We start from the raw sequence: 22,128 nt of genomic DNA, 5'->3' as shown, positions 1-22,128 counted from the left end.
ACCCCGCTGCCCCTCTCCTCGACCTCGGAACTGCCCCGGCTCAGGCCCTATGCCTTGAGCCGGGGCAGCACCGTCTCGCCCAGCAGCCGCACGGACCGCCACGCCTCCTCGACCGGCATCCCGCCGCACAGCGGATGCAGCACCAGACTCTCCAGGCCTCCGGGGGAGGCCAGCGCCACGCACTCGTCCGGCGTCACGATCCGGTACACCCCCTCGGCCCGCAGCTCCGCGACCGTCGTCGCCGTCGAGCGCACCGCCGAGCGGATGTCCTTCGACTGCCAGGAGGCGTACGTCCGCGCCTCGTGCAGGAAGTGCTCCCCGTACAGCTCCCAGGACCGGTCCGGGTCCTCCGAGAGATGCAGCAGCGGGGTCTTCTCCGCCGGCATCATCGTCCAGCCCTCGGTGCCGTACTCCGCGCACAGCTGCCGGTAGTACGTCTCCAGTTCCGGCAGATGCGCGCTCGGGAAGAACGGCAGCCCGAGCCGGGCCGCCCGCCGCGCCGCCGCCTTCGAGGAACCCCCCACCAGCAGCAGCGGATGCGGCCGGGTGAAGGGCCGCGGGGTGACCCGTACCGTACGGCCCTCGTACGTGAAGGGCTCGCCGGACCAGGCCTTCAGCAGGGTCTCCAGGAGCAGGTCCTGCAGCTTGCCGCGGCGGCCCCAGTCGACCCCGCGCTCCTCGTACTCCTCCGGCCGGTAGCCGATGCCCGCGACCGTCACCAGTCGCCCCGCGCTCAACAGGTCGAGGACGGCGATCTCCTCCGCCAGCCGCAGCGGGTCGTGGAGCGGTCCGATGATCGCGGAGACGGTGACCGCGATCCGCTCTGTCGCCCCGAACACCGCGCCCGCGAAGGCGAAGGGGGAGGGCAGCCAGTTGTTCGTCGCGCCGTGGTGCTCCTCGGTCTGGACGGTGTCGACGCCGTGCTCGTCGGCGTAGGCGGCCATGGCGAGGGCGGCGCGATAGCGCTCCGAGAGGGACTCGGGGGTCGCGTGCGGATCGACGAGGTTGAACCGTACGACTGTGAAGGGCATGGGAAGTCCCCCTCCGCGCGTGGGAAGCCGGCGAAGGGGGACAGTATCTGACGTTGCGTCAGATGAGAACGGTGTGCGTCAGACGGAAACGGACTCGCGGGCCTCGACGGGCTCCACGGAGGTCTGTGCGCGGTCCCGCGGCAGCACCGCGTACAGCACACCCGCCACCACGATCGTCGCTCCCCAGCCGAGCCCGTTCTCGCCGATCCAGGACGAGGCGAGCGGACCGGCGAACCAGTCGACCTTGGTGAACAGCAGCCCCACCACGAGCGCCACCGCCCACGCCGTCATCGCCTGCCAGGCGAAGCCGCCCCGGTACCAGTACGCGCTCGTGCGCGTCGTGTCCATCAGCGCCTCGCCGTCGTACGACCTGCGGCGCAGCATGTCGACGCCGAAGACGCCGATCCACGCCGAGAAGGCCACCGCGAGCAGCGTCAGGAAGGAGATGAAGGAGCCGATGAAGCTGGTCGCCACGACCATCAGCAGGAAGCCGAAGACCAGGCTGATCACGGCGTTCACGCTCACCGCCGCGGCGCGCGAGACCTTGATGCCGAGCGTCTGCGCCGTGAACCCGGCCGAGTACATGGACATCGAGTTGATCAGCAGCATCCCGATCAGCGCGATGAGCAGGTACGGGACGGAGATCCAGGCGGGCAGCAGCTCGCCGATGAACGACACCGGGTCCTGCGCCGAGGCGAGGTCCGGGGTGGCCACCGCCATCACCGCGCCCATCAGGACCATCGGCAGCACGACGATCCCGGCGCCGCCGATCGTGGAGCCGACCATCGCCTTCGAGGACGCCGTACGCGGCAGATAGCGGGTGAAGTCCGGGCCGGAGGGGACCCAGCTGATGCCGCCCGCCGCGATGGTGCCGATGCCCGCGATCATCATCGCCGTCGAACCGGCCGGCTTGTCGAAGACCGCCGACCACTCGGTGTCGGCGATCAGATAGACCAGCACGAGGACCGAGAAGGCGCCGAAGAGATACGTCGACCACTTGCTGCACACCCGCAGGGCGTTGATGCCGAGCCCGGACACCAGGAAGGTGCAGGCGACGAAGAGCAGCAGCGTGACGATGATCAGCGCGGTGTTCGACTTGATGTCGAAGAGCAGATCGAGCACGGTCAGCACGGCGTAGGCGCCGGTGACCGCGTTGATCGTCTCCCAGCCCCAGCGGGCCACCCAGATCAGCGAGCCGGGGAAGAGGTTGCCGCGCTGGCCGAAGACCGCCCGTGACAGGGCCATGCCGGGGGAGCCGCCGCGCTTTCCGGCGATCGATATCAGGCCGACGATCCCGTACGAGAGGATCGGCGCGGCCGTCGCGACGACGAGGACCTGCCAGAAGTTCAGGCCGTTGAAGACGATCAGGCCCGCGCCCATCGTGAGAAGAAGCACACTGATGTTGGCGGCGACCCAGGTCGGGAACAGCTCGCGGACATGGCCGGTGCGCTCCGCGTCGGGGACGGGTTCGAGGCCACGGGTCTCGACTGCGCCTTCGGTCTCGGCGGGGGCTTCCGCGGCGGTTTCGGCGGCAGGGGGCATGGGGGTACTCCGTGCGGGGTGTGGGGGACCCACCCAGCGTACGTGCTCCTCCAACCGTCCTCTCGTGGCCGATACTGGACCCGTTATGGAACTCATTCTTGCTGTAGTCATCGCCCTGGTCGTCGCCGTCGCCGTGACCAGCGGGCTCGTGATCAGCGGCCGCAAGAAGAAGCAGCTGCCGCCGCCCGAGGCGCCGTCCACCACGCCGACCATCACCGCTCCGCCCGCCGAACCGCACGTCGGCGAAGAGGCGGAGACACCGCGGGAAGAACCACGCCGCACCATCGAGGAGGTCGACCTCCCGACCGCGGAGGAGGCCGTCGAGGCCCCGACCGCCGTCGAGGACCCGGTCGTCGCCGAGGCGCCCGCCCCCGCGATCGAGGTGCCGGAGCCGACCGCGGGCCGTCTCGTACGGCTCCGCGCCCGCCTCGCCCGCTCGCAGAACTCGCTCGGCAAGGGGCTGCTCACGCTGCTGTCGCGCGACAACCTCGACGAGGACACCTGGGAGGAGATCGAGGAGACCCTGCTCACCGCCGACGTCGGCGTCGCCCCCACCCAGGAGCTGGTCGAGCGGCTGCGCGAGCGCGTCCGCGTCCTCGGCACCCGCACCCCCGAGGAGCTGCGCGGCCTGCTCCGCGAGGAGCTCATCACGCTGCTCGGTCCCGACTTCGACCGCACGGTGAAGACCGAGAGCGACCCGGGCACCCCGGGCGTCGTCATGGTCGTCGGCGTCAACGGCACCGGCAAGACCACGACCACCGGCAAGCTCGCCCGGGTCCTGGTCGCCGACGGCCGCTCCGTCGTCCTCGGCGCCGCGGACACCTTCCGTGCCGCCGCCGCGGACCAGCTCCAGACCTGGGGCGAGCGGGTCGGCGCCCGGACCGTGCGCGGCCCCGAGGGCGGCGACCCCGCGTCGATCGCCTTCGATGCCGTCAAGGAGGGCATCGCGGAGGGCGCCGACGTCGTCCTCATCGACACCGCAGGCCGGCTGCACACCAAGACCGGCCTGATGGACGAGCTCGGCAAGGTCAAGCGAGTCGTCGAGAAGCACGGCCCGCTGGACGAGGTCCTGCTCGTCCTGGACGCCACCACCGGCCAGAACGGCCTGGTCCAGGCGCGCGTCTTCGCCGAGGTCGTCGACATCACCGGCATCGTGCTCACCAAGCTCGACGGCACGGCCAAGGGCGGCATCGTCGTCGCCGTCCAGCGCGAGCTGGGCGTCCCGGTCAAGCTGATCGGCCTGGGCGAGGGCCCGGACGACCTGGCCCCCTTCGAGCCGGGCGCCTTCGTCGACGCGCTGATCGGCGACTGAGCCGCACGTACCCCTGCGAAGGGCCCCGCCGGAATCCGGCGGGGCCCTTCGCAGGTCAGAAGTGTGTGCGGTGGCAGATGTACGCCAGGGTCCCGAGCAGGAGCCGCGCCTGCGGGGGCGCGCCCGCCGTGTCCAGGGTCGGCGGGCGCAGCCAGCGGACCGGGCCCAGGCCGCCGAGGTCCGAAGGCGGCGCCGTCACGTGCTCACCGCGCCCCAGGCCCCGCAGATCCAGGTCCGCGTCGTCCCAGCCCATCCGGTACAGCAGCTGCGGCAGCTCCGCCGCCGCGCCCGGCGCCACGAAGAACCACGCCCTGCCCGTCGGCGTCGCGCAGACCGGGCCCAGCGGCAGCCCCATGCGCTCCAGCCGGACCAGCGCCCGCCGTCCCGCGGGCTCGGCGACCTCGATCACGTCGAAGGTCCGGCCCACCGGCAGCAGCAGCGCCGCCCCCGGATACTCCGACCAGGCCTTGGTCGCGTCGTCCAGACCCGCGCCCGCCGGGACCTCCTCGGCGAACGAGAGCGGATGCGCCCCCGGAGCCGTACAGGACGGATCCCCGCAGGAGCACTGGCCGGAGACGGCACGCGCTCCCGGGACCACGTCCCAGCCCCACAGCCCTGTGTACTCGGCCACCGCTGTGCACTCCGTGGTGCGGACGCGGCGTCGTGAGCCGGACCGCATCTCACGAATGCCGCCGATCGTGAAGCCCATGCCCCCTCCAACGGGTCGAACGCGCCGGTGGTTACGACCCGGAGCCCCACCGTCACGCTCCGTCGCCCGGGGTGGCGTACGGTCGCGGGCGAGGTGGTGCGGCCCGTCGCGCGCGCCTCCTCGCGCAACTCTCCGCCGACCCTGGTTCGTCGCATGTCAAGTGAATCGTGTTCAGCGGCAGGCGAGTTCATTCGAAGGGGTGGCGAATGGTGGCGTTTCTTGAATCGGCCTCGCGAGAGGGTGATCGTAGGATTACTTTCGGTGCACGAACCCTGGCGTTCACTGCGCGCGCGGGTATGCCGGAGGCAACCCGCTTTCCAGTTCGAAGGAGTGCAAGCTCCAGACGAACGCCGCAACACACGGCATTCTGATAGGGGTTCACGCACAGAGGCATTGACGTGGATGGGGGCGTTCCTGTGGACGGCAACGGCGCAGACGGTACGACTGCCGGCAAGCGCCCGAACGAGCAGCTGAGCTCGTGGTTCGTGCGAAGCGGCTGGTCGAAGGGCGAGCTGGCGCGCCAAGTGAACCGCAGGGCACGCCAGATGGGCGCGCACCACATCTCCACCGACACCTCCCGCGTCCGCCGCTGGCTGGACGGCGAGCAGCCCCGCGAACCCATCCCGCGGATCCTCTCCGAGCTGTTCTCCGAGCGCTTCGGCGCGGTCGTGGCCATCGAGGACCTCGGACTGCGCACCGCCCACCAGTCGCCGTCCGTGTCGGGTGTCGACCTGCCCTGGGCCGGACCCCAGACCGTCGCCCTGCTCAGCGAGTTCTCCCGCAGCGACCTGATGCTCGCCCGCCGCGGCTTCCTCGGCTCCGCCCTCTCGCTCGCCGCCGGACCCTCCCTCATCGAGCCCATGCAGCGCTGGCTCGTGCCCACCCCCGCCGCCGAACCCGAGCGCCCCGAACCGGTCGTCGACACCCGCCGTCCCGGGCGCCTCTCCCCGGGCGAGCTCGACCTCCTCGAATCCACCACGGCGATGTTCCGTCAGTGGGACGCCCAGTGCGGCGGCGGACTGCGCCGCAAGGCGGTCGTCGGCCAGCTCCACGAGGTCACCGACCTCCTCCAGGAGCCCCAGCCCGCCGCCACCGCCCAGCGCCTCTTCAAGTGCGCCGCCGAACTGGCCGAACTGGCCGGCTGGATGAGCTACGACGTGGGCCTGCAGCCCACCGCCCAGAAGTACTTCGTCCTCGCCCTGCACGCCGCGAAGGAGGCGGGCGACAAGCCGCTCGGCTCGTACATCCTCTCCTCCATGAGCCGCCAGATGATCCACCTCGGCAGGCCCGACGACGCCCTCGAACTCATCCACCTCGCCCAGTACGGCAGCCGCGACTGCGCCACCCCGCGCACCCAGGCCATGCTGTATGCGATGGAGGCCCGCGCCTACGCGAACATGGGCCAGCCCTCCAAGTGCAAGCGGGCCGTCCGCATGGCCGAGGACACCTTCGCCGACGTCGGCCTCGACGGCGAGCCCGAGCCCGACTGGATCCGTTTCTTCTCCGAGGCCGAGCTCAACGGCGAGAACTCCCACTCCTACCGGGACCTGGCCTACGTCGCCGGGCGCTCCCCGACGTACGCCTCCCTCGCCGAGCCCGTCATGGAGCGGGCCGTCGCCCTCTTCGAGAAGGACACCGAGCACCAGCGTTCGTACGCACTCAACCTGATCGGCATGGCCACCGTGCACCTCCTCAAGCGGGAGCCCGAGCAGTCCGCCGTCCTCGTCGAGCAGGCCCTCGGCGTCGCCAAGAGGGTCCGCTCCGAGCGGGTCAACACCCGGCTCCGCAAGACCGTCGACACGGCCGCCCGCGACTTCCGGGACGTCGCCGAGGTCGTCCAGCTCACCGACCGGCTCACGGCCCTGCTGCCCGAGACCGCCGAGGCGGTCTGAGCACCGGCCCCCTCCACACTCCGGCCGCGACAGACGTCCCCCACTGCCCGACTCGGCTCCCCCGCCGCCAGGACACCGGGACGACTGCCGCGGCCGGTTCGCGTCCGCAGGCAGGGTATGCGCGTTACCTTCCCGTGACCCGGACGTTCACAGTCGCGTAACACACCCCACCCCTTCGTCACTGCGGCGAAACATCGTGCGGCATCGACGGAAACGGCGCTGAGCCAATCTCTGGCGCATAACCGGCCACCCCTCACGGCCAAGCCGCTCTCCGGCCCCGCCCCCGCACAGGCCGTACCGACGACGAGGAGACGCCGATGGCACCAGCCATCACGACCCTGGCCGCAGACGCCCCCGAGCTGTCTGCCGCCAACACCGGGTTCATGCTCATCTGCTCCGCCCTGGTCATGCTGATGACCCCGGCACTCGCCTTCTTCTACGGAGGCATGGTCCGCGTCAAGTCCACCCTCAACATGCTGATGATGAGCTTCATCAGCCTCGGGATCGTCACGATCCTCTGGGTGCTCTACGGCTTCAGCCTCGCCTTCGGCACCGACTCCGGATCGCTCATCGGCTGGTCCTCCGAGTACGTCGGCCTCAGCGGCATCGGCATCACCGAGCTGTGGGACGGCTACACCATCCCGGTGTACGTCTTCGCCGTCTTCCAGCTGATGTTCGCGATCATCACGCCCGCCCTCATCAGCGGCGCGCTGGCCGACCGCGTGAAGTTCACCGCCTGGGCCCTGTTCATCGCCCTGTGGGTCACCGTCGTCTACTTCCCCGTGGCCCACTGGGTCTGGGGCGCCGGCGGCTGGCTCTTCGAGATGGGCGTCATCGACTTCGCCGGCGGTACGGCGGTCCACATCAACGCCGGTGCCGCGGCCCTCGGCGTCATCCTCGTCATCGGCAAGCGCGTCGGCTTCAAGAAGGACCCGATGCGCCCGCACAGCCTCCCGCTGGTGATGCTCGGCGCCGGTCTGCTCTGGTTCGGCTGGTTCGGCTTCAACGCCGGCTCCTGGCTCGGCAACGACGACGGCGTCGGCGCGGTGATGTTCGTCAACACCCAGGTCGCGACCGCCGCCGCCATGCTCGCCTGGCTGCTCTACGAGAAGATCCGCCACGGCTCCTTCACCACCCTGGGCGCCGCCTCCGGCGCCGTCGCCGGCCTCGTCGCCATCACCCCGTCCGGCGGCTCCTGCTCGCCGCTCGGCGCGATCGCCATCGGCGCGATCGCCGGTCTCCTCTGCGCCATGGCCGTCGGCCTCAAGTACAAGTTCGGCTACGACGACTCCCTCGACGTCATCGGCGTCCACCTCGTCGGCGGTGTCATCGGCTCCCTGCTCGTCGGCTTCTTCGCCACCGGCGGCGTCCAGTCCGACGCGAAGGGCCTCTTCTACGGCGGCGGCCTCGAGCAGCTCGGCAAGCAGGCCGTCGGAGTCTTCGCGGTCCTCGCCTACTCTCTGATCGCCTCCGCGGTCCTCGCGCTGATCATCGACAAGACGATGGGCATGAGGGTCAGCGAGGACGACGAGGTCTCCGGCATCGACCAGGTCGAGCACGCCGAGACCGCGTACGACTTCAGCGGAGCCGGCGGCGGCGCTTCCTCGCGCTCCACCGCCGTGCCCGTCCCGGCCGCACAGGAGACCAAGAAGGTGGACGCATGAAGCTCATCACCGCAGTCGTCAAGCCGCACCGGCTGGACGAGATCAAGGAAGCCCTCCAGGCCTTCGGGGTCCAGGGCCTCACGGTCACCGAGGCCAGCGGCTACGGCCGCCAGCGCGGTCACACCGAGGTCTACCGCGGTGCCGAGTACACCGTCGACCTCGTCCCCAAGATCCGGATCGAGGTCCTGGTCGAGGACGAGGACGCCGAACAGCTCATCGATGTCGTGGTGAAGGCCGCCCGAACCGGCAAGATCGGTGACGGCAAGGTGTGGAGCGTCCCGGTCGAGACCGCCGTACGCGTCCGCACCGGCGAACGCGGTCCGGACGCACTGTAAGCGCGGAGCACTGAGGAGCTGCTGGGTGACGAGCCTCGATACGAGTACGCAAGCGGAAGACTCGGGACCCAGCGGTTACGCGGCGGCCCGGCTGCGCCTTCTCAGCGAGAAGGCGCAGTCCGGGCCGCCGCGCCGTGCCGCCCTGGCCCGGCTCACCGACGACTGGCTGACCGGACTCTTCGCCGCCGCCCAGCCGCCACGAGGGGTGGCGCTCGTCGCCGTCGGCGGCTACGGGCGCGGCGAACTCTCGCCACGCAGCGATCTCGACCTGCTGCTCCTGCACGACGGAACCGCCGACGCGGGCACCATCGCCACGCTCGCCGACCGGATCTGGTACCCGATCTGGGACCTGGGCCTCGCCCTGGACCACTCCGTACGCACCCCCGCCGAGGCACGCAAGACCGCCGGCGACGACCTCAAGGTCCAGCTCGGGCTCCTCGACGCCCGGCCCGTCGCCGGCGACCTCGGACTCGTCGCCGGACTGCGGACCGCCGTCCTCGCCGACTGGCGCAACCAGGCCCCCACACGACTCCCCGAACTCGACGCGCTGTGCCGGGAGCGGGCCGAACGGATGGGGGAGCTGCAGTTCCTCCTCGAACCCGATCTGAAGGAGGCCCGCGGAGGGCTCCGCGACGCCCAGGTCCTGCGCGCCGTCGCCGCCTCCTGGCTCGCCGACGCCCCGCGGGAGGGGCTGGACGGCGCCCGCCGCCGCCTCCTCGACGCCCGGGACGCGCTGCACCTCGCCACGGGACGGGCCACCGACCGGCTCGCCCTCCAGGAGCAGGACGCCGTCGCCCAGGAGCTGGGCCTCCTCGACGCCGACACCCTGCTGCGCGAGGTGTACGAGTCCGCGCGGATCATCTCGTACGCCACCGACGTCACCTGGCGCGAGGTCAACCGAGTCCTCAAGGCCCGCTCGGCCCGTCCCAGACTGCGCACCCTCCTGGGCGGCCGGTCCGGGGGCGGGAAGCCCCCGATCGAACGCACCCCGCTCGCCGAGGGCGTGGTGGAGATGGACGGCGAGGTCGTCCTCGCCCTCAGCGCCAAACCCGAACGGGACTCCGTGCTGCCCCTGCGGGCCGCCGCCGCGGCCGCCCAGTCCGGACTCCCGCTCTCCCTGCACGCCGTACGCCGCCTCGCGGCCACCGCCAAACCTCTGCCGGTGCCCTGGCCCGCCGAGGCGCGCGAGGAGCTGGTCACCCTGCTCGGCGCGGGGGAGCCCACCGTGCCCGTCTGGGAGGCGCTCGAAGCCGAAGGGCTGATCACCCGACTCCTGCCGGACTGGGAACGGGTCCGCTGCCGGCCCCAGCGCAACCCCGTCCACACCTGGACCGTCGACCGGCACCTCGTCGAGACCGCCGTCCGCGCGTCCTCGCTGACCCGCCGGGTCGGCCGGCCCGACCTGCTGCTCGTCGCCGCGCTCCTGCACGACATCGGCAAGGGCTGGCCCGGCGACCACTCCGTGGCCGGCGAGACCATCGCCCGCGACGTCGCCGCACGGATCGGATTCGACCGCGCCGACGTCGCCGTCATCGCCACCGTCGTACGCCACCACCTGCTGCTCGTCGAGACCGCGACCCGTCGCGACCTGGACGACCCGGCCACCGTACGGTCCGTGGCCACGGCCGTCCGCACGCAGGGCGCCCTGGAACTCCTGCACGCCCTGACCGAGGCCGACGCGCTGGCCACCGGACCGGCCGCGTGGTCGTCCTGGCGCGGCTCGCTCGTCGCCGACCTCGTCAAACGGGTCGGCGCCGTCCTCGCGGGGGAGCCGGAACCGGAAGCCGAGCCGGCCGCTCCCAGCGCGGAGCAGGAACGCCTCGCGATCGAGGCGCTGCGGACCGGGGAGCCCGTCCTCGCCCTGCACGCCCAGCCGGAGACCGCACCGCAGGACGGCGAACCGGAACCGGTCGGCGTCGAACTGCTCATCGCCCTGCCCGACCAGCCGGGCGTCCTGCCGGCCGCGGCCGGAGTCCTCGCCCTGCACCGGCTGACCGTCCGCGCCGCGGACCTGCGCGCCATCGAGCTCCCCACCGAGCTCGGCCCCGGCGCCGTCCTGGTCCTGAACTGGCGCGTCGCCGCGGAGTACGGCGCCCTGCCCCAGGCCGCCCGGCTCCGCGCCGACCTCGTCCGGGCCCTCGACGGCAGCCTGGACATCCCCGCGCGGCTGGCCGAACGCGAGGCCGCCTATCCGCGGCGGCGTGGAGTCACCGCGCCGCCGCCCCGCGTCACCGTCGCGGCCGCCGACTCCCGCCTCGCCACCGTCATCGAGGTCCGCGCCCAGGACGCCCCCGGACTGCTGCACCGCATCGGCCGGGCCCTGGAGGGCGCCGACGTCCGGGTCAGGAGCGCCCACGTCTCCACCCTGGGCGCCAACGCCGTGGACACGCTGTACGTGACCCGCCCCGACGGCTCCCTCCTCCCGGACGAGGAGGCCGCCGACCTGGCGCAGGCACTGGAGGGCGCACTGCGGTGAGGGGGCCGTGTTCCCGCCCGTTTCGACGGGCGGGGGCATGTACTTCGGCCGGGCAGATACCCTTGAGGGCAATCCGTCCGCCTGCCCCCGACACCGAGGATCCGCGACCGCCGTGTTCGATACCCTCTCCGACCGCCTTGCAGCGACATTCAAGAACCTCCGGGGCAAGGGCCGCCTGTCCGAGGCGGACATCGACGCCACCGCGCGCGAGATCCGTATCGCCCTCCTCGAGGCGGACGTCGCCCTGCCCGTCGTCCGGGCGTTCATCAAGCAGGTCAAGGAGCGGGCCACCGGCGCCGAGGTCTCCCAGGCGCTGAACCCCGCCCAGCAGGTCATCAAGATCGTCAACGAGGAGCTCATCGGCATCCTCGGCGGCGAGACCCGGCGGCTGCGCTTCGCCAAGACCGCGCCGACCGTGATCATGCTCGCCGGTCTCCAGGGTGCCGGTAAGACCACCCTCGCCGGAAAGCTCGGTCTCTGGCTCAAGAGCCAGGGCCACTCCCCGCTGCTCGTCGCCTGTGACCTCCAGCGCCCCAACGCCGTCACCCAGCTCGGTGTCGTCGCCGAGCGCGCGGGCGTGGCGTTCTACGGCCCGCAGCCGGGCAACGGCGTCGGTGACCCGGTCCAGGTCGCGAAGGACTCGATCGAGTACGCGCGGACCAAGATGTACGACGTCGTCATCGTCGACACCGCCGGCCGTCTCGGTATCGACCAGGAGCTGATGCAGCAGGCCGCGGACATCCGCGACGCCGTCAGCCCCGACGAGGTCCTGTTCGTCGTCGACGCCATGATCGGTCAGGACGCGGTCAACACCGCCGAGGCCTTCCGCGACGGCGTCGGCTTCGACGGCGTCGTGCTCTCCAAGCTCGACGGCGACGCCCGAGGCGGTGCCGCGCTCTCCATCGCGCACGTCACCGGCCGCCAGATCATGTTCGCCTCCAACGGCGAGAAGCTGGACGACTTCGACGCGTTCCACCCGGACCGCATGGCGTCCCGCATCCTCGGCATGGGCGACATGCTCTCGCTCATCGAGAAGGCCGAGCAGACCTTCAGCCAGGAAGAGGCCGCCAAGATGGCCTCCAAGCTGGCGTCCAAGAAGGGCCAGGAGTTCACGCTCGACGACTTCCTCGCCCAGATGGAACAGGTCCGCAAGATGGGCTCCATCTCCAAGCTGCTCGGGATGCTCCCCGGCATGGCGCAGATGAAGGAGCAGATCAACAACATCGACGAGCGGGACGTCGACCGCACGGCCGCGATCATCAAGTCGATGACCCCGGGCGAACGCCACGACCCGACCATCATCAACGGCTCCCGCCGTGCCCGTATCGCCAAGGGTTCGGGTGTCGAGGTCAGCGCGGTCAAGGGCCTGGTCGAGCGGTTCTTCGAGGCCCGCAAGATGATGTCCCGCATGGCGCAGGGCGGCGGCATGCCGGGCATGCCCGGGATCCCCGGCATGGGCGGCGGCCCCGGCCGGCAGAAGAAGCAGGTCAAGCAGGCCAAGGGCAAGCGCAAGAGCGGTAACCCGATGAAGCGCAAGGCCGAGGAGGAGGCCGCCGCGGCCCGCCGCGAGCAGGCCCAGCAGGGCGGCGCGTTCGGTCTGCCGGCCGCCGGCCAGGGCCCGGGCGACTTCGAGCTCCCGGACGAGTTCAAGAAGTTCATGGGCTGAGCAGGTTCGTGAAGGGGCCCGGAGCGGTGTGAAACCGCTCCGGGCCCCTTTTCACTCCTTCACCCTGCCTGAAATGCCGAGATTGTCAGCCTTTCCGATACTGGGGGCCGGGCCTGACGTCGGTGTGAGGAGAGCAGCGTGCCCAACTCCGTACCCCCGCGCGACCGGACCGACCAGCCCTGGCGCTCGGAGGGGGCCCCGCCGCCCGCGCCGCAGAAGAGGAAGATGCCCGGCGGCTGGGGAGGACTCATCCTCGCCGCCCTGGTCGTCTTCCTCATCGCCAACCTCGTGCTGTCGTTCTTCAACCGGGGCGACGAGCCGACGATCTCGTACACCGAGTTCAGCAAGCAGGTGAACGCCGGCAACGTCACCAAGATCTACTCCAAGGGCGACGCCATCCAGGGCGAGCTGAAGAACAAGCAGCCGCAGCCCAACGGCGACAAGGGCGACTACAGCAAGTTCGTCACCCAGCGGCCCGCCTTCGCCGACGACAACCTCTGGGACGAGCTCACCGCGAAAGGCGTCACGGTCACCGCCGAGCCCGTCGTCCAGGAGCGCAGCTTCCTCGCCAACCTGCTGATCTCGCTCGCGCCGATGCTGCTGCTCGTCTTCCTGTGGATCTTCATCGCCCGCCGGATGAGCTCCGGCATGGGCGGCGCGGGCGGCATGCTCGGACGCAAGGCCCCGCCCAAGCCCGTCGAGCTCGAACCCGGCGCCACACGCACCACCTTCGAGGACGTGGCAGGCATCGACGAGGTCGAGGGCGAGCTCAACGACGTCGTCGACTTCCTCAAGAACCCCTCCGCCTACCGCGACATGGGCGCCAAGATGCCGCGCGGCGTGCTGCTCGCCGGCCCGCCCGGAACCGGCAAGACGCTCCTCGCGCGGGCGGTGGCCGGCGAGGCAGGGGTGCCGTTCTTCTCGGCCTCGGCGTCCGAGTTCATCGAGATGATCGTCGGCGTCGGCGCCTCGCGCGTACGGGAACTCTTCGCCGAGGCCCGCAAGGTCGCCCCGGCGATCATCTTCATCGACGAGATCGACACCATCGGCCGCGCCCGCGGCGGCGGCTCGGGCATGGGCGGACACGACGAACGCGAGCAGACGCTCAACCAGATCCTCACCGAGATGGACGGCTTCACCGGCTCCGAGGGCGTCATCGTCCTCGCCGCCACCAACCGCGCCGACGTCCTCGACCCGGCGCTGACCCGGCCCGGCCGCTTCGACCGCATCGTCCACGTGAACCCGCCCGACCGCGGGGGCCGCGAGGCCATCCTCAAGATCCACACCCGGGACATCCCGCTCGCCCAGGACGTCGACCTGGTCCAGGTCGCCCGTACCACCCCCGGCATGACCGGCGCGGACCTCGCCAACCTCGCCAACGAGGCAGCCCTCCTCGCCGTCAAGCGGCAGCAGAAGGCGGTCACCCAGTCCGACCTCTCCGACGCCCTCGAAAAGGTCCAGCTCGGTGCGGAACGCCCCCTGGTGATGCCGGAGGAGGAGCGGCGCCGCACCGCCTACCACGAGAGCGGGCACGCCCTGCTCGGCATGCTCCAGCCGGGCGCCGACCCGGTCCGCAAGATCACCATCGTGCCCCGCGGCCGGGCCCTGGGCGTCACGCTGTCGACGCCCGACGCCGACAAGTACGCGTACACGGAGGAGTACCTGCGCGGCCGGATCATCGGCGCGCTCGGCGGAATGGCCGCCGAGCAGGTCGTCTTCGAGGTCGTCACCACCGGCTCCGAGAGCGATCTGGAACAGGTCACCAACATCGCCCGCGGCATGGCCGGACGATGGGGCATGAGCGAACGCGTCGGCCGCCTCACGGCCATCCCCGGCGACGCCCAGCAGGCGTACGGCCTCTCGGCGGCCCCGGAGACGCTCGACATGGTCGCCGAGGAGATGCGCCGGATCGTCGACGAGTGCTACGAGAGCGCCATCCGCCAACTCCGCGAGAACCGCGACAAACTCGACGCCCTGGCGGCAGCCCTCCTGGCCAACGAGACCCTCGAGGAGGACGCGGCCTACCGCGCCGCGGGCATCACCCGCCTGACGAAGGAGGCGTAGGCGGGCCGGGGCGCACTGCCCGGACCCCGGCGGCTTTCGCCGCCTACGGGACCCGCGCGATCAGATACCGGAAGACGTTCGGCATCCACACCGTCCCGTCCCCGCGGACGAAGGGATCCAGCGCCTCCGTGATCTCCTTCTCGACCTGGGACGGGTCCGTCGCCCGGATCGCCGCGTCGAACTCGCCCGTCGACAGCAGCCCGCGCACCGCACTGTCCTGGTCCGCGTACCCGAACGGGCACGACACCCGGCCCGATCCGTCCGGCTTCAGACCCGCCCGCGCCACCACCTCCTCCAGGTCGTCACGGAGCGCCGGGCGCCAGCCCGTCAGCCGCGCCGCGACCCGCAGCACCGACGCCGTCGCGCACCGCTCGGGCGGCCCCCAGCCCGCGAGCACGACCGCCGTGCCCGGTTGCGCCAGTGGAGTGACGGCCGCCAGCTCCCGGCCGAGCCCCGCCGAGCCATGGAAGGCCGTGATCACGTCGTACGGGTCACGGGACCGGCCGTCCGCCGCCTCCGCCGGTTCCCCCTCGACCACCGCATGACCCGCACCCTCCGGCAGCCGCTCTCTGGCCAGCTCCACGCGCGCGTGGTCCCGGTCCACACCGGTGACCCGGGCCCCACGCGAGGCCGCCATCAGCAGCGCGAGCCCCGACCCGCAGCCGAGCCCGAGGACCCGGGAGTCGCTGTCCACGTCGAGACGGTCGTACACCGCCTCGTAGAGCGGCACGAGCATCCGCTCCTGGATCTCGGCCCAGTCGCGCGCGGGATCGTGCCGGACGAGCGTAGGTGTCATGGAAAGCGCCCCAATCAGTGCCTGGTCGACAGCCCCCGTGTACGTGCGCCCGCATCCCCCCGTATGTCAGGGAACTGCGCATCCGCCCCCGCGTCCAGTGCTCGCGCCGGACCACTTCCCCTTCGGGGCAGGCCCGGTGCGCCGCCTTGCATCCGGGCCCGGTACTGTCCCCGCATCGGGCCGCGTCGGCCTCCCGGGGCGCGTACGCCACCGCATACGCGCCGACGCGTATGCGCCACTACGCACCACCTTGCCGCGAGCTGCGAGCCTTCTCCGCAGATCGGCGCACTGAGCCTCGTCCGGACGCATGAACGGCAACTGACGGGTACGTGCAAAATATTTGGGATGCCCCGGAATGGAACCCGGGAGCGCTTCGGCTCGTTGTACGCGACGTGAGCACGACACCACCTGTTCTCGCCGCAGAGCTGGCACAGGCGTGGGCCGACATTCAGCGGCACCACCCCGAACTGCCGGATCTTGCCGCGCCCGAGTCCCTGATCGGAGAGTCGTCGTCCGCCTGTGGCGCCGAACTCTCCTTCGAGCGACTGCTCCACGAGGCAGTCCACGGCATCGCCGCCGCCCGAGGAGTCCGTGACACCTCGCGCGCCGGCCGCTACCACAACCGCAGATTCCTGGCGATCGCCGAGGAGATGGGCCTCGACCACCCCGAGGAGCCGCACGCCAGCAGCGGCTTCTCCCTGGTCACGCTCAACCCCGAGGCGAAGCGGCGGTACCGGCCCACGATGGAGCGGCTCCAGCGCGCCCTCAAGGCCCACACTGTCGCGACGGCCGCGGACACCAAGCGCTCCTTCCGGGGCCCCGCCGCGCGCCACGGCTCCTCCGGCGGCGGCGTCCGCGTGAAGGCCGTCTGCGACTGCGGCCGCAACGTCCGCGTGGTCCCCTCGGTCCTCGCCCAGGCCCCCATCGTCTGCGGCGGCTGCGGCAAGCCCTTCCGCATCCCGGAAACGGTGGGTGCGGCGAGCTGAGCCGGCGCATGGGCCGGGTCCGGCGTGCCACCGGCGTGTGGCACAATGGCTAGCTGTACTCGACAGTCGCACAGGACCCCTCTCTCCTCCGGCTGACGCGTCCATCGGGCACCCGAGTACCGCAACCCCACGTGGCATCTCATGTGCCCAACCACGTCAAGACCAGGAGACACCACTCCAGTGGCAGTCAAGATCAAGCTCAAGCGCCTCGGCAAGATTCGCCAGCCGCACTACCGCATCGTCGTCGCCGACTCCCGCACCCGCCGGGACGGTCGTGCGATCGAGGAGATCGGTCTGTACCACCCGACGTACAACCCGTCGAAGATCGAGGTCGACTCCGAGCGTGCGCAGTACTGGCTGTCCGTCGGCGCCCAGCCGACCGAGCCGGTCCTCGCCATCCTGAAGCTCACCGGCGACTGGCAGAAGCACAAGGGCCTGCCGGCCCCGGCGCCGCTGCTGCAGCCGGCGACGAAGGAGGACAAGCGCGCCTCCTTCGACGCGTTCGCCAAGACCCTCGAGGGCGACGACGCCAAGGGTGAGGCCATCACCCCGAAGGCGAAGAAGGCCGACAAGAAGGCGGACGAGGCCGAGGCCGCGTCCACCGAGTCGACCGAGGCCTGATCGTGCTCGAGGAGGCTCTCGAGCACCTCGTGAAGGGCATCGTCGACAACCCTGACGATGTGCAGGTCGCCTCGCGCAACCTGCGCCGTGGCCGCGTGCTGGAGGTCCGGGTCCACCCCGACGACCTCGGCAAGGTGATCGGCCGGAACGGCCGCACCGCGCGTGCGCTGCGTACCGTCGTGGGCGCCATCGGCGGCCGTGGCATCCGCGTCGACCTCGTCGACGTGGACCAGGTCCGCTGAGCAAGTTGGACACACCGGCACGGGCCGGGGAGGGCCTTCGGGTCCACCCCGGCCCGTCGTCGTCGGAACAGGAGAGAATGAAGTCGTGCAGCTGGTAGTCGCGCGGATCGGCCGCGCCCATGGCATCAAGGGCGAAGTCACCGTCGAGGTCCGTACGGACGAGCCCGAGCTCAGGCTCGCGCCCGGAGCCGTCCTGGTCACCGACCCGGCCACCATCGGGCCGCTGACCATCGAGACCGGCCGGGTCCACAGCGGACGGCTCCTGCTCCGCTTCGAGGGCGTCCGCGACCGCAGCGCGGCCGAGCTCCTGCGCAACACCCTGCTGATCGCCGACGTCGACCCCGACGAGGCGCCGGAGGGGGAGGACGAGTACTACGACCACCAGCTCATGGACCTGGACGTCGTGCTCGCCGACGGCACCGAGATCGGCCGGATCACCGAGATCTCGCACCTGCCGTCCCAGGACCTCTTCATCGTCGAGCGGCCCGACGGCACCGAGCTGATGATCCCCTTCGTCGAGGAGATCGTCACCGACATCGACCTGGAGGAGCAGCGGGCCGTCATCGACCCGCCGCCCGGGCTGATCGACGACCGCGCCGAGATCGTCTCCTCCCGGGACGAGGGCCCTACCCGGGACGAGGAATCCGAGGACGCCGACGCATGAGGCTCGACGTCGTCACGATCTTCCCCGAGTACCTGGAACCGCTGAACGTCTCCCTGGTCGGCAAGGCACGCGCGCGTGGACAGCTCGACGTCCACGTCCACGACCTGCGCGAGTGGACCTACGACCGGCACAACACGGTCGACGACACCCCCTACGGCGGGGGCCCGGGCATGGTCATGAAGACCGACCCCTGGGGCGACGCCCTCGACCAGACCCTCGCCGACGGCTTCGAGACGGGCGCCCACGGCCCCGTCCTCGTCGTCCCCACGCCCAGCGGACGCCCCTTCACCCAGGAACTCGCCGTCGAGCTCTCCGAGCGCCCCTGGCTGATCTTCACGCCCGCCCGCTACGAGGGCATCGACCGGCGCGTCATGGACGAGTACGCGACCCGTATGCCGGTGTACGAGGTCTCCATCGGCGACTACGTCCTGGCCGGCGGGGAAGCCGCCGTCCTGGTGATCACCGAGGCCGTGGCCCGACTGCTGCCCGGGGTCCTCGGCAACGCCGAATCCCACCGCGACGACTCCTTCGCCCCCGGAGCCATGGCCAACCTGCTGGAAGGCCCCGTCTACACCAAGCCCCCCGAGTGGCGTGGCCGCACCATCCCCGACGTACTCGTCAGCGGGCACCACGGGAAGATCGCGCGCTGGCGCCGCGACGAGGCCTTCCGCCGTACGGCGGCGAACCGGCCGGACCTGATCGAACGCTGCGACCCCGCCGCCTTCGACAAGAAGGACCGGGAGATCCTCTCCATGCTGGGCTGGGCCCCCGAGCCCGGCGGCCGATTTTGGCGCAGGCCCGGCGCCGTGGAAGAATAGGCCGCTGCTGTGTGTCCGGCGTGCGCCCCTGCCACAGGGGGACGACGCCCGCCCGGTACGTACGGCGCTCCAACTCCTTTTCGAACGTTCCGCTGATGACCTGTGGCATCAGCGAGGAAAGAGACCACCATGGCCTCCCTGCTCGACTCGGTCAACGCGGCTTCGCTCCGCACCGACCTCCCCGCCTTCCGTCCCGGCGACACCGTGAACGTCCACGTGCGCGTCATCGAGGGCAACCGCTCCCGTATCCAGCAGTTCAAGGGCGTTGTCATCCGCCGCCAGGGCTCGGGCGTCAGCGAGACCTTCACGGTCCGCAAGGTCTCGTTCTCCGTCGGCGTCGAGCGCACCTTCCCGGTGAACAGCCCGATCTTCGAGAAGATCGAGCTCGTGAGCCGCGGTGACGTCCGTCGCGCCAAGCTCTACTACCTGCGTGAGCTGCGCGGCAAGGCTGCCAAGATCAAGGAGAAGCGCGACAACTGAGCTCCGGCTCACCGATCGCGCGGGGCTTCGGAGCGATGATTCTCAGGGCGGCCGGATAGGCTCTGCCCCCGATGGACACCGAAGCACAGCACACGGAGCGCGACCGCTCCTCCACGACGGAGGAGCGGTCGCGCTCCGCGCGTATTTCCGGGTCGGAAGCGGAAGGCGGGGCGGCAGTGGAACCCGGGACGGAAGCCGGGGGCGCGGCGGAAGCCGGGCTTGAGGAGCGCGGCGGGGACGTCGCGGGGTGGTCCTGGCGCCGTACGGGCGTCGCGGGCGCCGTCTGCGTGGTCTTCCTGCTGCTCCTGAGCCACTTCGCGCTGCAGCCCTTCCTGATCCCCAGCCGCTCGATGGAACCCACCCTCCAGGTCGGGGACCGCATCCTCGTGAACAAGCTGGCGTACCGCTTCGGTGACGAGCCGCGCCGCGGTGACGTCGTCGTCTTCGACGGCACCGGGTCCTTCCTCCAGGAGGCCCCCGAGGAGAACCCGGTCACCGGTCTGCTGCACGGCGCTGCCGCGGCCCTCGGCCTCGCCGAGCCCGCCGAGACCGACTTCGTGAAGCGGGTCGTGGGCGTGGGAGGCGACCGCGTCGTCTGCTGCGACCGGAACGGCCGACTGACCGTCAACGGCGTGCCCGTCGAGGAGTGGTACGTCCAGTTGGGTGACGCACCCTCGAAGGTTCCCTTCGACATCGTCGTACCGCAGGGCACCCTGTGGGTGATGGGCGACCACCGCAGTCAGTCGAGCGACTCCCGCGACCACCTCGGACAGCCGGGCGGCGGAATGGTGCCCGTCGAGCAGGTGATCGGCCGCGCGGACTGGATCGGCTGGCCCTTCGGCCGCTGGGCCGGTGTGCCGGAGACCGAAGCCTTCGACGCCGTACCCGCTCCCGCGGCGGGCGGCCATGGGTAACCGGGGCCGGCCGGCCGGGCACCGCGGCGACACCCGGCTGCCCACCGGCACACGGCCGACGGACGGCGGTGGCCGTCCGCTGCCCGGCCGGGCGGAGCGGCGCAGGCTCGCCCGCAAGGTCAAGCGCAGGCGACAGCGCTCCGCGGTCAAGGAGATCCCGCTCCTGATCACCGTCGCCCTGCTGATAGCGCTCGTCCTGAAGACCTTCCTCGTCCAGGCGTTCGTCATCCCGTCCGGCTCGATGGAGCAGACGATCCGGATCGACGACCGGGTCCTGGTCGACAAGCTCACGCCCTGGTTCGGCTCCAAGCCGCAACGCGGCGACGTCGTCGTCTTCAAGGACCCCGGGAACTGGCTCCAGCAGGACACCACGCCGGTCGCCGAAGACCCGATCGGGGTCAAGCAGGTCAAGCAGGCGCTGACCTTCATCGGGCTGCTGCCCTCCGCCGACGAGCAGGACCTGATCAAACGGGTCGTCGCGGTCGGCGGCGACACGGTCGCGTGCTGCGGCGCGGACGGCCGGATCACGGTCAACGGCGTACCGCTTGACGAACCGTATCTGCACCCGGGGAACGAGCCCTCGAAGATCAAGTTCAAGGTGACCGTGCCACCCGGCCGGATCTTCGTGATGGGCGACCACCGGTCGGACTCCGCCGACTCCCGCTTCCATCTCGACGAGAAGGACCGGGGGACGATCTCCGAGGAGGACGTGGTGGGCCGGGCCGTCGTGATCGCCTGGCCCGTGAGCCACTGGCGCCGACTGGAAGAACCGGACACGTTCGCGGCCGTACCGGACGGTCGTTCGGGTTCTGTATCCGCACAGGGCGTGTCGCATAGTGTGTCCTCGCGGAATCTGAACGGATTGCCCTGGCTCCCGACCCCTGCGGAACTCCCGCTCGTTATGGGAGTGGTGGGCCTGTCCCTGTTCTGGGGCAGGCATGTGCACGGACTGAGGAGTGGATGTGGGGGATGTGGCCGTCGGCGCACGATCCGGACACGACGAGCCGGAGGAGAGGCCCGAGCGGCTCGCCGAATCGTCGGTGGCCATGAGGGATGACTCCTCCGGCCGGCAGGACGCCGACCCCGCCGACGGTGAGGGCGAGACCGGGCGGGACGACGAGACCGGGGAGACGGGCCCGACCGGCGAGGGCGCGAAGAAGCCGCGTTCCTTCTGGAAGGAACTGCCCCTGCTGATCGGTATCGCGCTGCTGCTGGCGCTGCTGATCAAGACCTTCCTGGTGCAGGCGTTCTCGATTCCCTCGGATTCGATGATGAACACGCTGCAGCGCGGTGACCGGGTCCTGGTGGACAAGCTGACCCCGTGGTTCGGCTCGGAGCCGGAGCGCGGCGAGGTCGTCGTCTTCCACGACCCGGGCGGCTGGCTGGAGGGCGAGCCCACCACCGAGCCGAACGCACTGCAGACGGTCCTGAGCTGGATCGGCCTGATGCCCGACCCCGCGGAGAAGGACCTGATCAAGCGCGTCATCGCGGTGGGCGGCGACACGGTCTCCTGCAAGGAGGGCGGCAAGGTCATCCTCAACGGCAAGACGCTCGAGGAGAGCTCGTACATCTACCCCGGCTCCTCGCCCTGCGGTGACAAGCCCTTCGGGCCGATCACCATCCCCGAGGGCAGCATCTGGGTGATGGGCGACAACCGGCAGAACTCCCTGGACTCCCGCTACCACCAGAACCTCCCGGGCGGCGGCGCCGTCCCGAACGACGAGGTCGTCGGACGCGCGGTCGTCGTGGCCTGGCCGGTCACCCGCTGGGCGACGCTGCCGGTGCCGGAGACCTTCGACCAGCCCGGCCTGAGCCAGGCGCTGGCCGTGGCCCCGGGCGCGGCCGGACTCGCCGGCGCACTGCCGCTGGTGCTGTGGCGCAGGAAGAGGCTCGCCACTCGGCATACCGCCGAGTAG

20 protein-coding genes are annotated in these 22,128 nt (G+C 71.0%); 16 read left to right on the top strand and 4 right to left on the bottom strand.

Features of this window, described 5'->3' with window-relative positions; genetic code table 11:
* Positions 1–47: 47 nt before the first annotated feature.
* Positions 48–1,031, bottom strand: coding sequence for an LLM class flavin-dependent oxidoreductase (locus ACFV9D_RS26780; RefSeq protein WP_385151261.1), 984 nt, complete (start codon positions 1,029–1,031; stop codon positions 48–50).
* A gap of 78 nt (positions 1,032–1,109) precedes the next feature.
* Positions 1,110–2,573: a cytosine permease gene (locus ACFV9D_RS26775; RefSeq protein ID WP_385151259.1), complete on the bottom strand. Its 1,464-nt coding sequence runs from the start codon at positions 2,571–2,573 to the stop codon at positions 1,110–1,112.
* Positions 2,574–2,658: 85 nt separating this feature from the next.
* On the opposite strand from ACFV9D_RS26775, the gene ftsY reads away from it, so the two are divergent.
* Positions 2,659–3,885: a signal recognition particle-docking protein FtsY gene (gene ftsY, locus ACFV9D_RS26770; protein WP_385151256.1), complete on the top strand. Its 1,227-nt coding sequence runs from the start codon at positions 2,659–2,661 to the stop codon at positions 3,883–3,885.
* A gap of 55 nt (positions 3,886–3,940) precedes the next feature.
* Here the strand turns inward: ftsY and ACFV9D_RS26765 are convergent, their stop codons facing one another.
* Positions 3,941–4,594 (bottom strand): bifunctional DNA primase/polymerase, encoded by a 654-nt coding sequence (locus tag ACFV9D_RS26765; RefSeq protein ID WP_385151253.1) that lies wholly within the window; start codon positions 4,592–4,594, stop codon positions 3,941–3,943.
* 416 nt (positions 4,595–5,010) lie between these two features.
* Between ACFV9D_RS26765 and ACFV9D_RS26760 the strand changes: the two genes are divergently transcribed.
* The 6 genes from ACFV9D_RS26760 to ftsH all read left to right on the top strand — a co-directional run bounded on the left by ACFV9D_RS26760 (position 5,011) and on the right by ftsH (position 14,691).
* Complete coding sequence (locus ACFV9D_RS26760) at positions 5,011–6,486, top strand: hypothetical protein (RefSeq protein ID WP_385151250.1); 1,476 nt, start codon at positions 5,011–5,013, stop codon at positions 6,484–6,486.
* Between the two features lie 317 nt (positions 6,487–6,803).
* Complete coding sequence (locus tag ACFV9D_RS26755; protein ID WP_385151247.1) at positions 6,804–8,150, top strand: ammonium transporter; 1,347 nt, start codon at positions 6,804–6,806, stop codon at positions 8,148–8,150.
* Positions 8,147–8,485, top strand: coding sequence for a P-II family nitrogen regulator (locus ACFV9D_RS26750; RefSeq protein WP_069170469.1), 339 nt, complete (start codon positions 8,147–8,149; stop codon positions 8,483–8,485). Before ACFV9D_RS26755 ends, ACFV9D_RS26750 begins: the two co-directional genes overlap by 4 nt.
* Before the next feature lie 25 nt (positions 8,486–8,510).
* Positions 8,511–10,961, top strand: coding sequence for a [protein-PII] uridylyltransferase (locus ACFV9D_RS26745; protein WP_385151244.1), 2,451 nt, complete (start codon positions 8,511–8,513; stop codon positions 10,959–10,961).
* A gap of 112 nt (positions 10,962–11,073) precedes the next feature.
* Entirely contained in the window at positions 11,074–12,627 is a 1,554-nt protein-coding gene (ffh, locus tag ACFV9D_RS26740) for a signal recognition particle protein (protein ID WP_385151241.1), read from the top strand.
* Between the two features lie 138 nt (positions 12,628–12,765).
* Positions 12,766–14,691 (top strand): ATP-dependent zinc metalloprotease FtsH, encoded by a 1,926-nt coding sequence (ftsH, locus tag ACFV9D_RS26735; protein ID WP_385151238.1) that lies wholly within the window; start codon positions 12,766–12,768, stop codon positions 14,689–14,691.
* 43 nt (positions 14,692–14,734) lie between these two features.
* On the opposite strand, the gene ACFV9D_RS26730 is transcribed toward ftsH, so the two are convergent.
* The gene (locus ACFV9D_RS26730; protein ID WP_385151235.1) at positions 14,735–15,487 is read right to left on the bottom strand and encodes an SAM-dependent methyltransferase; all 753 of its coding nucleotides are present in this window, start codon (positions 15,485–15,487) and stop codon (positions 14,735–14,737) included.
* 392 nt (positions 15,488–15,879) lie between these two features.
* On the opposite strand from ACFV9D_RS26730, the gene ACFV9D_RS26725 reads away from it, so the two are divergent.
* From ACFV9D_RS26725 to lepB (ACFV9D_RS26685), 9 genes are all read left to right on the top strand, one after another.
* Positions 15,880–16,473 carry a hypothetical protein gene (locus tag ACFV9D_RS26725; protein WP_150232028.1) on the top strand — a complete coding sequence of 198 codons (594 nt, stop codon included), beginning with the start codon at positions 15,880–15,882 and terminating at the stop codon, positions 16,471–16,473.
* A 180-nt stretch (positions 16,474–16,653) separates the two neighbouring features.
* The gene (rpsP, locus tag ACFV9D_RS26720; protein WP_137993109.1) at positions 16,654–17,094 is read left to right on the top strand and encodes a 30S ribosomal protein S16; all 441 of its coding nucleotides are present in this window, start codon (positions 16,654–16,656) and stop codon (positions 17,092–17,094) included.
* Positions 17,095–17,096: 2 nt separating this feature from the next.
* Positions 17,097–17,336, top strand: coding sequence for an RNA-binding protein (locus ACFV9D_RS26715; protein WP_005311361.1), 240 nt, complete (start codon positions 17,097–17,099; stop codon positions 17,334–17,336).
* An 85-nt stretch (positions 17,337–17,421) separates the two neighbouring features.
* On the top strand, positions 17,422–18,000 hold the full coding sequence (rimM, locus tag ACFV9D_RS26710; protein ID WP_385151231.1) for a ribosome maturation factor RimM: 579 nt from the start codon (positions 17,422–17,424) through the stop codon (positions 17,998–18,000).
* Entirely contained in the window at positions 17,997–18,818 is an 822-nt protein-coding gene (trmD, locus tag ACFV9D_RS26705) for a tRNA (guanosine(37)-N1)-methyltransferase TrmD (protein WP_385151228.1), read from the top strand. Before rimM ends, trmD begins: the two co-directional genes overlap by 4 nt.
* A gap of 129 nt (positions 18,819–18,947) precedes the next feature.
* Positions 18,948–19,298 carry a 50S ribosomal protein L19 gene (gene rplS / locus ACFV9D_RS26700; RefSeq protein ID WP_356894105.1) on the top strand — a complete coding sequence of 117 codons (351 nt, stop codon included), beginning with the start codon at positions 18,948–18,950 and terminating at the stop codon, positions 19,296–19,298.
* Positions 19,299–19,369: 71 nt separating this feature from the next.
* Positions 19,370–20,212, top strand: coding sequence for a signal peptidase I (gene lepB / locus ACFV9D_RS26695; protein ID WP_385151223.1), 843 nt, complete (start codon positions 19,370–19,372; stop codon positions 20,210–20,212).
* Positions 20,205–21,269 carry a signal peptidase I gene (gene lepB / locus ACFV9D_RS26690; RefSeq protein WP_385151220.1) on the top strand — a complete coding sequence of 355 codons (1,065 nt, stop codon included), beginning with the start codon at positions 20,205–20,207 and terminating at the stop codon, positions 21,267–21,269. Before lepB (ACFV9D_RS26695) ends, lepB (ACFV9D_RS26690) begins: the two co-directional genes overlap by 8 nt.
* The gene (gene lepB / locus ACFV9D_RS26685; protein ID WP_385151387.1) at positions 21,184–22,128 is read left to right on the top strand and encodes a signal peptidase I; all 945 of its coding nucleotides are present in this window, start codon (positions 21,184–21,186) and stop codon (positions 22,126–22,128) included. Before lepB (ACFV9D_RS26690) ends, lepB (ACFV9D_RS26685) begins: the two co-directional genes overlap by 86 nt.

It is taken from the genome of Streptomyces sp. NPDC059875, from assembly GCF_042731085.1.
Classification (GTDB): domain Bacteria; phylum Actinomycetota; class Actinomycetes; order Streptomycetales; family Streptomycetaceae; genus Streptomyces.
The sequence above is the reverse complement of the archived record's forward strand: the minus strand, read 5'-3'. Positions and strand labels throughout refer to the sequence as shown.

What these genes read in the sequence shown, in the direction of transcription:
- ACFV9D_RS26755 (WP_385151247.1), top strand. Translation starts at nt 6,804, where the DNA reads ATGGCACCAGCCATCACGACCCTGGCCGCAGACGCCCCCGAGCTGTCT.
- ACFV9D_RS26730 (WP_385151235.1), bottom strand. Translation starts at nt 15,487, where the DNA reads ATGACACCTACGCTCGTCCGGCACGATCCCGCGCGCGACTGGGCCGAG.
- ACFV9D_RS26775 (WP_385151259.1), bottom strand. Translation starts at nt 2,573, where the DNA reads ATGCCCCCTGCCGCCGAAACCGCCGCGGAAGCCCCCGCCGAGACCGAA.
- ftsY (WP_385151256.1), top strand. Translation starts at nt 2,659, where the DNA reads ATGGAACTCATTCTTGCTGTAGTCATCGCCCTGGTCGTCGCCGTCGCC.
- ACFV9D_RS26780 (WP_385151261.1), bottom strand. Translation starts at nt 1,031, where the DNA reads ATGCCCTTCACAGTCGTACGGTTCAACCTCGTCGATCCGCACGCGACC.
- ACFV9D_RS26750 (WP_069170469.1), top strand. Translation starts at nt 8,147, where the DNA reads ATGAAGCTCATCACCGCAGTCGTCAAGCCGCACCGGCTGGACGAGATC.
- ACFV9D_RS26765 (WP_385151253.1), bottom strand. Translation starts at nt 4,594, where the DNA reads ATGGGCTTCACGATCGGCGGCATTCGTGAGATGCGGTCCGGCTCACGA.
- lepB (WP_385151220.1), top strand. Translation starts at nt 20,205, where the DNA reads ATGGGTAACCGGGGCCGGCCGGCCGGGCACCGCGGCGACACCCGGCTG.
- lepB (WP_385151223.1), top strand. Translation starts at nt 19,370, where the DNA reads ATGGACACCGAAGCACAGCACACGGAGCGCGACCGCTCCTCCACGACG.
- rplS (WP_356894105.1), top strand. Translation starts at nt 18,948, where the DNA reads ATGGCCTCCCTGCTCGACTCGGTCAACGCGGCTTCGCTCCGCACCGAC.
- trmD (WP_385151228.1), top strand. Translation starts at nt 17,997, where the DNA reads ATGAGGCTCGACGTCGTCACGATCTTCCCCGAGTACCTGGAACCGCTG.